Annotated in this window: 10 protein-coding genes; 6 read left to right on the top strand and 4 right to left on the bottom strand. The window is 69.2% G+C overall.

The annotated features are described in order from the left end of the window. From nusA to pnp, 6 genes are all read left to right on the top strand, one after another. Entirely contained in the window at nt 1–1488 is a 1488-nt protein-coding gene (gene nusA / locus FKV25_RS12215) for a transcription termination factor NusA (protein WP_141519075.1), read from the top strand. Nucleotides 1489–1704: 216 nt separating this feature from the next. Continuing rightward, complete coding sequence (gene infB, locus FKV25_RS12210) at nt 1705–4278, top strand: translation initiation factor IF-2 (protein WP_141519074.1); 2574 nt, start codon at nt 1705–1707, stop codon at nt 4276–4278. A gap of 138 nt (nt 4279–4416) precedes the next feature. Beyond that, on the top strand, nt 4417–4809 hold the full coding sequence (rbfA, locus tag FKV25_RS12205) for a 30S ribosome-binding factor RbfA (RefSeq protein WP_141519073.1): 393 nt from the start codon (nt 4417–4419) through the stop codon (nt 4807–4809). A gap of 52 nt (nt 4810–4861) precedes the next feature. Next, the gene (truB, locus tag FKV25_RS12200) at nt 4862–5812 is read left to right on the top strand and encodes a tRNA pseudouridine(55) synthase TruB (RefSeq protein WP_141519072.1); all 951 of its coding nucleotides are present in this window, start codon (nt 4862–4864) and stop codon (nt 5810–5812) included. 212 nt (nt 5813–6024) lie between these two features. After that, a complete protein-coding gene (gene rpsO, locus FKV25_RS12195) occupies nt 6025–6285 on the top strand; it encodes a 30S ribosomal protein S15 (protein ID WP_141519071.1) in 261 nt (86 codons plus the stop codon). A 149-nt stretch (nt 6286–6434) separates the two neighbouring features. Next, a complete protein-coding gene (gene pnp, locus FKV25_RS12190) occupies nt 6435–8543 on the top strand; it encodes a polyribonucleotide nucleotidyltransferase (protein ID WP_141519070.1) in 2109 nt (702 codons plus the stop codon). A 141-nt stretch (nt 8544–8684) separates the two neighbouring features. On the opposite strand, the gene FKV25_RS12185 is transcribed toward pnp, so the two are convergent. The 4 genes from FKV25_RS12185 to FKV25_RS12170 form a co-directional block, all read right to left on the bottom strand. Continuing rightward, complete coding sequence (locus tag FKV25_RS12185) at nt 8685–9968, bottom strand: sensor histidine kinase (protein WP_141519069.1); 1284 nt, start codon at nt 9966–9968, stop codon at nt 8685–8687. After that, nucleotides 9965–10672 (bottom strand): response regulator transcription factor, encoded by a 708-nt coding sequence (locus FKV25_RS12180; RefSeq protein WP_141519068.1) that lies wholly within the window; start codon nt 10670–10672, stop codon nt 9965–9967. The genes FKV25_RS12185 and FKV25_RS12180 overlap by 4 nt, the downstream gene beginning before the upstream one ends. Nucleotides 10673–10762: 90 nt before the next feature. Next, nucleotides 10763–11815 carry a type 1 glutamine amidotransferase domain-containing protein gene (locus FKV25_RS12175; RefSeq protein ID WP_141519067.1) on the bottom strand — a complete coding sequence of 351 codons (1053 nt, stop codon included), beginning with the start codon at nt 11813–11815 and terminating at the stop codon, nt 10763–10765. 156 nt (nt 11816–11971) lie between these two features. Further along, a complete protein-coding gene (locus FKV25_RS12170; RefSeq protein WP_246072077.1) occupies nt 11972–13270 on the bottom strand; it encodes an APC family permease in 1299 nt (432 codons plus the stop codon). Nucleotides 13271–13320: the final 50 nt, after the last annotated feature.

Genomic DNA, 13320 nt, shown 5'->3' with positions numbered 1-13320 from the left:
ATGAGCAAGGATCTGTTGCTGGTCGTTGATGCGGTCGCCAACGAGAAGGGCGTGCCGCGCGAAGTGATCTTCGAGGCGATCGAAGCCGCGCTGGCCTCGGCCGCCAAGAAGCGTTACCACGATCAGGACGTGCTGGTGCGCGTCGCGATCGACCACAAGGACGGCAGCTACGAGACCTTCCGCCGCTGGGAGGTCGTGGCCGACGACGTCGTCATGGAATCCCCCGACCGCCAGACCCGCATGATGGATGCGGTCGAGGAGGCCGAGGGCGTGGAGATCGGCGACTTCATCGAAGAGCAGATCGAGAACCCGGACTTCGGCCGCATCGCCGCGCAGGCCGCCAAGCAGGTGATCGTGCAGCGCGTGCGCGAGGCCGAGCGCGCCCAGGTGGTCGATGCGTGGAAGGATCGCGTCGGCGAGCTGGTCACCGGCATCGTCAAGCGTGTCGAGCGCGGCAACATCTTCGTCGACCTGGGCGGCAACGCCGAGGCGATCATCCAGAAGGACAAGGGTATCCCGCGCGACATCCTGCGCACCGGCGACCGCGTCCGCGGCTACCTGTTCGACGTGCGCACCGAGCCGCGCGGCCCGCAGCTGTTCATCAGCCGCGCCGCGCCGGAATTCATGATGGAGCTGTTCAAGCTGGAGGTGCCGGAAGTTGGCCAGGGCCTGGTCTCGATCAAGGCCTGTGCGCGCGACCCGGGCGACCGCGCCAAGATCGCCGTCGAGGCGCACGACAACCGCACCGACCCGATCGGCGCGTGCATCGGCATGCGCGGCTCGCGCGTGCAGGCGGTGAGCAACGAGCTCAACGGCGAGCGCGTCGACATCGTGCTGTGGTCGGACAACCCGGCGCAGTTCGTCATCAACGCGATGGCGCCCGCCGAGGTGCAGTCGATCATCGTCGACGAAGAGAAGCACTCCATGGACCTGGCCGTCGCCGAAGACCGCCTGGCGCAGGCCATCGGCAAGGGCGGCCAGAACGTCCGCCTGGCCAGCCGCCTGACCGGCTGGCAGCTCAACGTGATGACCCAGGACCAGGTCACCGCGAAGTCCGAGGCCGAGCAGAACGCCGCGCGCGATCTGTTCCAGGAGAAGCTGGAGGTCGACGAGGAGATCGCCGGCATCCTGGTGGCCGAGGGCTTCACCACGGTCGAGGAGATCGCCTACGTGCCGGTCGGCGAGCTGTTGGCGGTGGAGGGCTTCGACGAGGACATCGTCGAGGAACTGCGCGCCCGCGCCCGCGACGCCCTGCTCAACGACGCGCTTGCCGCCGAGGAAGAGCTCGACGAGCACCAGCCGGCCGAGGACCTGCTCTCGCTCGAGGGCATGGACGAGGCCACCGCCTACGCGCTCGCCGCGAAGGGCGTGGTCACCCGCGAGGACCTCGCCGAGGCCGCCACCGACGAGATCACCGACGTGGAAGGCATCGACGAGGAGCGTGCGGCGGCGCTGATCATGGAAGCGCGCAAGCACTGGTTCGAGTAACAGGCAGCACACCCGCCCAGGAGCCTCGAAAGAGGCTTCCCGGGCACTCCGGTCCGGTTTCCGGGCCGGCTTTCGCAGGCCGGGGAGGGCTCCGGGCTGTGGACGGGCCATTCAGGGGCCGTCACGCCGCGTCGATTCAAGAGACGCGCGGGCGGGACTAGAATGGCGACACTCCGCGCGGGAACCCTATCCGCGCCACCAAGACACGGAAACCGAATGTCGCAACAAACCACCATTCGCAAATTGGCCGCACTGGTGAACACGCCGGTCGAGAAGTTGCTGGAACAGCTGGCCGAAGCCGGCATGAAGTTCAGCGACCCGGACCAGGTCGTGACCAGTACCGAGAAGGTCAAACTGCTCGGCTTCCTGCGTCGGACGCACGGCAAGGACGAGAAGTCCGCCGACGCCGCGGCATCGCCGAAGAAGATCACCCTCAGCCGCAGCCGCAAGCAGGAACTGACCGTCGGTGGCGGCAAGACCCGCTCCACGGTCGACGTGGTCGTGCGCAAGAAGGTCACCCTGAGCCGGCCGGCCGAAGGCGCGGGCGAGGGCGGTGGCGGCGACGAGCGCGCCGAGATCCTGCGCAAGCTCGAGGAGTCGCGCCAGCGCAACCTCGAGGAGCAGCAGCGCCTCGCCGAGGCCGATCGCCAGCGCGCCGAAGAGGCCGAGCGGGCGGTCCGCGAAGCCGAGGCCGCCAGGGAGGCCGAGCGCCTGCGCGCCGAACAGGAAGCACTGGCTGCCGCCGAGCCCGAGATCGATGCCGACGCACCGGTCGCCCACAAGGCGGGCGGCCACGGCCACCCGAAGGCGCCGCCTGCCCGCACCGAGGGGCGCGAAGCGCCGCCGCGCGGCAAGGCGCGTGGCAAGGGTTCCGAGGACGGCGGCAACCGCTTCGCCGGGCAGATGCACCTGAGCGCATCCGACCGCGCGCGGCGCACGAGCGCCCGGGGCAAGCCGAAGTCGCGCCGCCAGGGCGACCAGTCCCGCACCGGTGCCGGTCCGCACGGGTTCTCCAAGCCGACCGCACCGGTGGTGCGCGAGGTCGCCATTGGCGAGACCATCACCGTCGCCGACCTGGCGCAGAAGCTCGCGCTGAAGGGCGGCGAGGTGGTCAAGGCGCTGTTCAAGATGGGCGTGATGGCGACCATCACCCAGAGCATCGACCACGACACCGCGGTCCTCGTCACCGAGGAACTCGGGCACAAGGCCATGCGCGCCGACGCCGAGGATGCCGAGAACGAACTGCTGGCCCACGTCGAGGACGTGACCGGCGAGAAGGTCGCGCGTCCGCCGGTGGTCACCATCATGGGCCACGTCGACCACGGCAAGACCTCGCTGCTCGACTACATCCGCCGGACCAAGGTCGCCACGGGCGAGGCCGGTGGCATCACCCAGCACATCGGTGCCTACCACGTCGAGACCGATCGCGGCGTCATCAGCTTCCTCGATACCCCGGGCCACGCGGCGTTCTCGTCGATGCGCGCCCGTGGCGCGAAGCTGACCGACATCGTGGTGCTGGTCGTGGCCGCCGACGACGGCGTCAAGCCGCAGACCATCGAGGCCATCCAGCACGCCAAGGCGGCGGAAGTGCCGCTGGTGGTGGCGATCAACAAGATCGACAAGTCCGGCGCCGACCCCTCGCGCGTCAAGACCGAGCTGATGGGCCAGGAAGTCGTGTCCGAGGAATTCGGCGGCGACACCCAGTTCATAGAACTCTCGGCCAAGACCGGCGAGAACATCGACGCGCTGCTCGACGCGATCTCGCTGCAGGCCGAAGTGCTCGAACTCTCGGCGGTCAGCGAAGGCCGCGCCAGCGGCGTGGTCATCGAGTCCTCGCTCGACAAGGGCCGCGGCCCGGTCGCGACCGTGCTGGTCCAGCAGGGCACCCTGTCCAAGGGCGACTACCTGGTCTGCGGCGTGCAGTACGGCCGCGTCCGTGCCCTGTTCGACGAGACCGGCTCGCAGGTCGAGGCGGCGACGCCGTCGATCCCGGTGCAGGTCCTGGGCCTGTCCGGCGTGCCGGACGCGGGCGACGACTTCGTGGTCGTCGACGACGAGCGCCTGGCCAAGGAGGTCGCGCAGCAGCGCGACGCCAAGCGCCGCGAGTCGCGCCTGGTCGCCCAGGCGGGCAACCGCATGGAGGACATCCTCGCCCAGATGGGCAGCGGCGAAGGCCAGCAGACCCTCAACCTGGTCGTCAAGGCCGACGTGCAGGGTTCGGTGCAGGCGCTTCGCGACGCGCTGACCGCGCTGTCGACCGACGACATCCGCATCAACGTCATCGGCGGTGGCGTCGGCGGCATCACCGAGTCCGACGCGACGCTCGCGGCGACGTCGAAGGCGACGATCATCGGCTTCAACGTGCGTGCCGACGCCTCGGCGCGCAAGGTCATCGAGACCCACGGCGTCGACCTGCGCTACTTCTCGATCATCTACGACGTGATCGACCAGGTGAAGCAGGTGGCGTCCGGCCTGCTGGGCGTGGAGATCCGCGAGGAGATCATCGGCATCGCCGAGGTCCGCGACGTGTTCCGCAGCTCCAAGTTCGGCGCCGTCGCCGGCTGCATGGTGGTCGAGGGCTCGGTCAAGCGCAGCAAGCCGATCCGCGTGCTCCGCGACAACACCGTGGTCTTCGAAGGCGAGCTCGAATCCCTGCGCCGCTTCAAGGAGAACGTCGACGAGGTGCGCAACGGCACCGAGTGCGGCATCGGCGTCAAGGAGTACAACGACGTCAAGCCGGGCGACCAGATCGAGTGCTTCGAGCGCATCGAGGTCCAGCGGACCCTCTAAGGGGCCGCCGCGAATGGGGAACCGGGCAAGCGGCATGGCGGGGGCGGTCCACGCGCCCGCCGTGCCTGTCCCCGGCTCGCTCCGCACCGGCATCCGTCCCGACGCCGGTTTCCCTCCATTCCCGAGCATGCATTACCGATGAAAAAGTCATTCCATCGCACCGATCGCGTTTCCGCCCAGCTCCGCCGCGAACTGGGCACGATCGTCCATGACGCGGTGCGCGAGCACGCGTTGCCTTCCGTCAGCGTGTCCGACGTCGAGATCAGCCGCGACCTGGCGCACGCCAAGGTCTTCGTGACGGCGCTCCAGGAGGAGCGCTCGGCCGAAGCGGTGAAGGCGCTCAAGGGCCTGTCGCGCGAACTGCGCTACAAGCTGGGCCAGGCGGTGAAGCTGCGCCACGTGCCCGAGCTCCACTTCCATTACGACGACTCGGTCGACCGGGGCGAGCGCATCGACAACCTGCTGCGCGACCTGCCCGACCTGCAGGCGCCCGGCGCCGGTGCGGGCGACGACGAGGCTTCGTCCAGCTGAGCACGCCCGGTCGCGGCATCGATCCCGGCCGGCCGAGCCCCTGTTTCCCGAAATGAGCAAGAGACCGCGCACCGTATTCAGGCCGCTCGACGGCATCCTGCTGCTGGACAAGCCGGGCGGACTGAGCTCCAACCAGGCGCTGCAGCGGGTGAGGCACCTGTTCCGGGCCGCGAAGGGGGGCCACACCGGCAGCCTCGATCCACTGGCCACCGGCCTGCTGCCGATCTGCTTCGGCGAAGCGACCAAGATCGCGGGCCTGCTGCTCGGGGCGCGCAAGGCCTATGCCTGCGAAGCCGAGCTGGGCCGGACCACCGACACCGACGACGCCGAGGGCGAGGTGCTGATGGAGCGGCCGGTGCCGGCCATCGATGCCGCGCGCCTGGAACAGGGCCTGGCGGCCCTGCGCGGGACCATCCTGCAGCGGGCGCCGATCTATTCCGCCCTCAAGCAGGGCGGCGAACCGCTCTACGCCAAGGCGCGCCGCGGCGAGGCGATCGAGGCCCCCGAACGCGAGGTGGTCATCGATCGAATCGAGGTCGTCGCCCACGAGGGGGCCCGACTGGTCCTGCACGTGGAGTGCGGCTCGGGCACCTACATCCGCAGCCTGGTCCGCGACCTGGGCGAGGCCCTGGGATGCGGCGCCCACGTGACCGCGCTGCGACGCCTCTGGGTGGAACCCTTCACGACGCCGGCGATGCACAGCCTGGAATCACTGCAGGCGCTTGCCGCGACCGGCGAGGCGTCGCTCGAGGCCTGCCTGCTGCCGATCGAGGCGGGCCTGGCCGGCTTCACCGCCGTGCAGGTCGACGCGGCCGGCGCGGATCGGCTGGCCCACGGCCAGCCGGCGCTCGTCGCGACCGAGGGCGAGGGCGAGGTGGTCGCGATCATGGGGCCGGGCGGGCGCTGCCTGGGCATTGGCCGCCAGGCAGGCGGGGAGGTCGCGCCACAGCGCATGTTCCGTTGGGCGGTCGCCACTGGACAAGCGGCACCCCCGCGGAGCTGAACAGGGCCCCCCGGTGCCCGCGGCGCCGACCGCGCAGCCCCTGGGCGGGTCGCATTCCGTGCCGGGAAACTGTTACAATTCCGCCGCTTTCATCCAAGCAAGCACCCATTCGTTCATTTCCAACAACGGCGAGCCCCGCGGTACGCCGGCGCGATGTCGTCATCGCATGCCGTCGTTTCTGCAGGCCACGCGTCTGAAAGGTAAACAAAGCAATGTCCATCGATACCAGCAAGATCATCCAGGAACACGGTCGCGGCACCAACGACACCGGCTCCCCGGAAGTCCAGGTCGCCCTGCTGACCGCACGCATCGAGCTCCTGACCGGCCACTTCAAGGAGCACAAGCAGGACCACCACAGCCGTCGTGGCCTGTTGATGATGGTGAACCGCCGTCGCAGCCTGCTGGACTATCTCAAGCGCAAGGACAACGTGCGCTACAAGGCCCTGATCGAGAAGCTCGGTCTGCGCCGCTAAGCAGAACACCTACCGCGGCGCAGTGATGCGCCGCGGTTCGTTTTTCGGGAGTCGTTCCACCGCGGCTTCCCAGGCTGCCATCCTGCAGCCGACCGACCGGCGCAGGGGCGCCGGCGGATCGCAACGAATCGAAACGACAGGACTCCAACGTGTCAAAAATCACCAAGACCTTCCAGTACGGCAAGCACCAGGTCACCCTGGAAACCGGCGAGATCGCCCGCCAGGCCGGCGGTGCCGTCATCGTCAAGGTTGAAGACACCGTGCTGCTGGTCAGCGCGGTCGCCAACAAGACCGCACGCGAAGGCCAGGACTTCTTTCCCCTGACCGTCGATTACCAGGAGAAGTTCTACGCCGGCGGCCGCATCCCGGGTGGCTTCTTCAAGCGCGAAGGCCGCGCGACCGAGAAGGAGACCCTGATCTCCCGACTGATCGACCGCCCGATCCGCCCGCTGTTCCCGGAAGGCTTCCGCAACGAAGTCCAGATCATCGCCACGGTGATGTCGATGAACCCGGAGATCGACGGTGACATCCCGGCGCTGCTCGGCGCCTCCGCCGCCCTGGCCCTGTCGGGCGCCCCCTTCGACGGCCCGATCGGCGCCGCCAAGGTCGGCTACAAGGACGGCGAGTACCTGCTGAACCCGACCAAGAGCGACCTGGAAGGCTCCAAGCTGGAGCTGGTGGTCGCCGGTACCGCCGGTGCCGTGCTGATGGTCGAGTCGGAAGCCGACGTGCTGTCGGAGGAAGTGATGCTGGGCGCCGTGGTGTTCGGCCACGAGCAGATGCAGGTCGCCATCAAAGCGATCAACGAGCTGGTCGCCGAAGCCGGCAAGCCGAAGTGGGACTGGGCCGCCCCGGCCCGTAACGACGCCATCGTCGCCGCCCTCAAGGGCGCGATCGGCGACCGTTTGGGCGCCGCTTTCCAGATCCGCGACAAGGGCGAGCGCAAGGAGGCCATCTCCGCGCTGAAGAAGGACGTCCTGGCGTCGCTGGCCGGCCAGGCCGAAGCGAACGAGTGGAGCAGCGCCGAGCTGTCGAAGGAATTCGGCGAGCTGGAATACGAGACCATGCGTGGCGCCGTGCTGAGCACGAAGGTGCGCATCGACGGCCGTGCGCTCGACACCGTCCGCCCGATCAGCTCCAAGGTCGGCGTGCTGCCGCGTACGCACGGCTCCTCGCTGTTCACCCGCGGCGAGACGCAGGCGATCGTGGTCGCCACCCTGGGCACCGCGCGCGATGGCCAGATCATCGACGCCGTCTCGGGCGAGTACAAGGAACACTTCCTGTTCCATTACAACTTCCCTCCCTATTCGGTAGGCGAAGCTGGCCGCATGATGGGCCCGAAGCGCCGCGAGATCGGCCACGGCCGCCTGGCCAAGCGCGGCGTGCTCGCCGTGATGCCGACGATGGAGGAGTTCCCGTACACCATCCGCATCGTGTCGGAGATCACCGAGTCGAACGGCTCTTCGTCGATGGCCTCGGTCTGCGGTTCCTCGCTGGCCCTGATGGACGCCGGCGTGCCGATCAAGGCCCCGGTCGCGGGCATCGCGATGGGCCTGGTCAAGGAGGGCGATGACTTCGTCGTCCTGTCCGACATCCTGGGCGACGAGGACCACCTCGGCGACATGGACTTCAAGGTGGCCGGCACCGAGAACGGCGTGACCGCCCTGCAGATGGACATCAAGATCCAGGGCATCACCAAGGAGATCATGCAGGTCGCACTCGACCAGGCCAAGGCCGGTCGCCTGCACATCCTCGGCGAGATGGCGCACGCCCTGACCAGCCCGCGTGGCGAGCTCAGCGAGTTCGCGCCGCGCCTGCTGACCCTGAAGATCCACCCGGACAAGATCCGCGAAGTGATCGGCAAGGGCGGTTCGACCATCCAGGCGATCACCAAGGAAACCGGCACCCAGATCGACATCCAGGACGACGGCACCATCGTCATCGCCTCGGTCAACGCCGCTGCCGCGAACGCCGCCAAGGAGCGCATCGAGCAGATCACCTCGGACGTCGAGCCGGGCCGCATCTACGAAGGCAAGGTCGCCAAGATCATGGACTTCGGTGCGTTCGTGACCATCCTCCCGGGCAAGGACGGCCTGGTGCACGTCTCGCAGATCTCCAGCGAGCGCGTCGAGAAGGTCAGCGACAAGCTGAAGGAAGGCGACGTGGTCAAGGTCAAGGTGCTGGAAGTCGACAAGCAGGGCCGCATCCGCCTGTCGATGAAGGCCGTCGAGGAAGGCGAGGGCGCTTCGGCCGAGTAAGCCGGGCGACATCGCAGACGCACGGAAAAGCGGGCTTCGGCCCGCTTTTTCGTGGGCGTCTCCCGGCGTGGATGGGGCGCGTCGTCCGCTCCGGACGCGGGTGGGGATGGCGTTGGAGTCCCGCGAGCGCAGGCGGGGTGCTCAGTTCCGGACGCCGCCTGGCCGGCTCGAAGCGAGCCCATCGCCCGCTGCGTTACGTTCCGGCTGCGCGGGCACCGTGCCGCCTGGGCCGACATCCACCTCGACGCGCAGCCGGTGGCCGGGCAGGGCGCGTTGCCGGAGGGTCCCGCCGAAGCGTTCGACCAGTCGCTCCGCGAGCTGTCGCCCCACGCCGAAGCCGGAAGGCGCGGGCCGGTCCGGGAGCGGATTGTCGATGCCCAGCGTCGTGCCATGCACCTGGATGCGGATCTCGCCCCGGTCTCCGTGCTGGATCGCGTTGAGCAGCAGGTTGTTCAGGATGGTCTCGGCGACTTCCCCGGGCATGGGCCAGTCGATGTCCGGACCCGACGGCATGCGCAGGGTCTGTCCCTTGGCCGCTGCCAATGGCGCGAGTTCCTCGACGAGCGTGCCCAGCAGCCGCAAGGGCTTGCACGGCCGGGGCGGCGCCGCCTGGCCGTCACCCAGCCAGAGCAGGGCGTGACTGGCCCTGGCGAGGCGGCCCACGGCCCGATGCAGGCGCTGCCACGCGGCGTGCTCCACGCGCTCGGGCAGGGCATCGAGCAGGGCCAGGCTGGTCCGGGCGGACTGCAGGGGTGTCCGGAGTTCGTGCGCGAGGAACGCCAGCGTCTCGCGCTCGCGATCGAGCACCGCGCGGCGCGACTCCCAGACCTTCGCATTGAGGCGGGCGAGTTCGCTGAACTCGAAGATCCCCTGGGCATCCGCCAGCGCATGCAGGTCATGGGGGCCCTCAGCCTCGCTGAAACGGGCCACCAGTTCCCGGGCCTGTCCCGACACCCGCGCCACGAACCGGTGCGCGAGCGCCCACGCAACCAGCGCCAGCGCGGTGGCGATCAACAGCAGCCAGGGCCAGGCGCGCACCAGGGCCGGATTGACCGCCAGGTGCGCGGTCGCATCGTGGACCAGGAGGGACTCCGCACCCCGTCCGTCGCGCATGGCCAGCACGTGCAGGTAGCGTCCGTCCGGCAGCCGGAACTCGCGGATGGCGTCCAGCGGCTGGCCCGCGGTGCGCTCGCGCAGCGCGTCGTCGGCTTGCCTGCGGGCCACCAGCATGAAGCCTGGCGGTAGCGGTCCCGGCGAATGCAGGCCCTGCTGTCGGCCGACATCGCGCAGGCGATCGTCGATCAGCCGGTCCTCGAGCATGTAGGCGGTCAGGACCGTCATCGCGGCGAATCCGGCCAGCAGCACCAGGGCGAAGACGATCCATTGCCGGGCCAGTACATCGTGCAGGCGGCGCTTGCCTCTCATCGAAGGCCTCCGAAGCGGTAACCCAGCCCGCGCACGGTCGTGATGGGCGACTCGCCGAACCGCTCCTGCATGGCGCGCCGCAGCTGGTAGACGTGGGTACGCAACGGATCGCTGCCGGGCGCTTCGTCGCCCCAGAGCCCCTCGCACAGCGCCTGGCGCGAGACCGTGCCGGGGAACGCCCGCATCAGCCGCGCCAGGATGCCCAGGCCCGTGGCATGGAGGGACAGGCTGAGTTCGTCCCGTGACAACAATCCCCGCTGTGGGTCCAGGCGGTATCCATCGGCCAGGATCAGGCCGCCATCCGCGGCCCTGGCGTGGGTGCCCATGGCGCGGATGCGTGCCAGCAGTTCGGCCGGCTCGAACGGCTTGACCATGTAGTCCAGGGCGCCGGCCTCGAAGCCGCGAAGCTTGTCGGCCAGCCCGCCGCGGGCGGTCAGGAAGATCGCGGGTTGGCGCAGGCCCTGTACCTGCTTCAGCTCACGGCACAGGCTCATCCCATCCTCGCCCGGCAGGTTCACGTCCAGCACGAGCAGGTCGAACGTCGACTCCAGGAGACGGGCCCGCGCCTGGGACGCATCGTAGGCGAAGTCGACCGCCAGCCCGTGCGCCTCCAGGTAGTCGCCGATGCCGGCGGCGACGTCAAGGTCGTCCTCGACCAGCAGTACCGCCAGCTTCGCGCCTTTTTCGTCCTCGAGCCTGTCCAAGCGCCTGCCCTCGTGTTCGCACGCGGTGAATGGTCGGCGGCCGGGCCTCCCGGCCGATGCCGGGGTCCGGTCGCAAGCATCGGCCGCTGGTTAGTTCCTTGCAAGCCGTTGCAGTTGGTAGGCCTCACGCAGCCGCCATTGCATGGCCGCCACCACGGCGTGCATGAGCAGGAGTCGCCGATCGCTGCGTGCAGCACCCGCCTTCATCGCCAGGGCGGCCTCGATGCCGGCCTCGTGGTAGGTCGCCAGCAATTGCACGCTGATTTCCTCGGCGCTTCGCGCCCGAGGCACCGGCTCATGGCCCAGCGCACGCACCATGTGCTCCGCGACGGACCATGTGGACCACGGGTTCTGGCCGGTCACCAGGCGCTCGTCGACCACGGTGTTGTCCAGGTACACGGGGCCTTCGACGAAGCGCGCCCCCTGTCGCGACAGTTCGTCCTGCAACAGGTACGGGAACAGCTCGCGGGCATTTTCGATCAGGAACAGTTCCTCTGCGTTGGTGAAGCCGGTGACCCACCGCCCCTGCAGCCAGGGACGGCCGGAGGCATCGCGGAGCCCGATCAGCGCCGCAGGCCCGTGGCAGACGGCACCGACCACGCCGCGAGGGGCGATTTCCGCCACGATGCGTGCGATGGCGGGGTTGCCGGGGAAGTCGAACATGGCGCCCTTTCCGCCGACGAAGTAGACGGCCTGGTACAGCGTCGGGTCCACCCCGGAGAGCGGGAGGGAATTGGCCAGCTTGTGTCGCGCACGTGCATCGTTGAGGAATGCGTAGTCGGCATCGCCGGTGTCGTCCTGGTCCAGCCTCATCGGGGGCTCGCCGCCAAGGGGACTGGCGATGTCGACCTCGTAGCCGTTGGCCAGGAACGTCCAGTAGGCCCGCGACAGCTCGGTCAGCTCGTAGCCGGCCTTCCTGCCGCTGTCGCCGATGAGGGGGGTGCTGGTGACGACGGCCAGGATCCGTCCTCGCTGCCCGGATGTCCGTGCGCGCAGGAAGGGCAGGTCGGCCGCATCCGCGTTCCGGTCCGCCCGCGGCTCGGATTCGAGATCGAGGCTTGCCACGTACGCCCAGCCGCCAAGCGCGAGTACCAGGCACAGGCCCACCGCCGCCAACGAGGCGATCCGAATCATTCTCCACATGCGTGCATCTCCATCTCTGCGTCTCGCCGGAATGGCGTGGAGATAGCCTCGTGCCTCCGCGTCAATCGAAGATCAAACGGGGCGCGCAACGGATGGGCATGGACGCGTCGCCGCCGCGAGGGCGGCTGGAAGCGTCCAGCCCGGATGACGTCGTCGTCAGCGGTGGGACGCCGCCGGGCGGCGTCTCATCAGGTAGATCACGGCGCCCACCGCGATCGCCACCGCGGCTGCGACCAGGTTGCCCACCCCCGCGCTCGCGACCAGGGCCAGCGACACCAGCAGGGCGAGGACGGGGATCAGGGGGCCGCCCGGCAGGCTCAGGGCATTGGGGCGATCCCGGTAGCGCTTCTGCAGCACCAGCAACGAAGCCGCGGTGCCGATGTAGCTGCACAGCCGCGCGACCACCGAGAGCAGCGCGAGGTTGGCGAAGGCCTGCGAAACGCCGCTGCCGCCGAACTGCTGGCCCAGCACCAGCAGGGTCGATAGCACGCCGGTGACGATGATCGCGATGGTCGGGGTGCGGTAGCGCGGATGCACGCGCGACAGCGCGGCCGGGCCATAGCCGTCGGCTGAAAGCGCGTAGAGGTAGCGCGGGCCGAACAGCATGGTGTTGCTGTTGCTGCCCAGGATCGAGACCGCCGCGCCCAATGTCAGCAACAGCGCGCCGGCGGGGCCGGCAAAGGTCTCGGCGGCATCCGCCAGCGGGGACCTGGACGAGGCGAGATCGGGCACCGTGCCCTGGGCGACGACCTGCACGGCCACGTAGATCAGGGTCACCACCACGATCATCGTGATCAGGGCGAACGGCACGTCGCGGCGTGGATTGCGGAATTCGCCTGCCGCCGCCGGGGTGTTCTCGAAGCCGGCGTAGGCGTAGAGCAGCAGCAAGGCGCCTTCGCCCAGCTTGTCGGTCGGCGGTGCGCCCATGGCCACGGCCTGCGACCAGTCGACGAAGAACGCCCCCACGGCGATGAAGAACAGCAGGGGTACCAGCTTGGCCAGCACGAGGACGACGCCGGTGCGCGCGGCGGTGCGCACGCCCACCACGTTGATGAAAGTCAGGAACGCGAGCGAGCCGACCACCACCGCGGTCCAGCCCAAGCCTTCGCCCGCGGGCGCCCAGAACTTGGACACCGCCAGCGCCAGGCCGCTGCCCAGGGCCGCGGCGGATGCCACGCGGGTCAGCCAGGTCATCCAGCCGACCTCGAAACCGATGAAGTCGCCGAACGCATCGCGGGCGTAGAGATAGCTGCCGCCGGCATCGTCGTAGTAGCTGCCGGCCTGGGCATAGCACAGCACGAGCAGGCCGACGGCGACGCCTGCCAGCAACACCGCCCACAGGCTCGCCGGCCCCAGCAACAGCGCGGTGCTGGCGGGCAGCAGGTAGATGCCGCTGCCGATGACGTCGTTGATGGACAGGCCCACGATCTGCCAGCGGCTGACCGCCCGCACCATGCCGGTGTCGTGGTCGATGCCGGCAGGGGGTTCGCCCGCAGCCGGGTGGT

The sequence above is a fragment of the Marilutibacter aestuarii genome (assembly GCF_006546775.1).
GTDB classification, from domain to species: Bacteria; Pseudomonadota; Gammaproteobacteria; order Xanthomonadales; family Xanthomonadaceae; genus Marilutibacter; species Marilutibacter aestuarii.
Note: the sequence above shows the minus strand (reverse complement) of the source record. Positions and strands in the feature narration are given on the sequence as shown.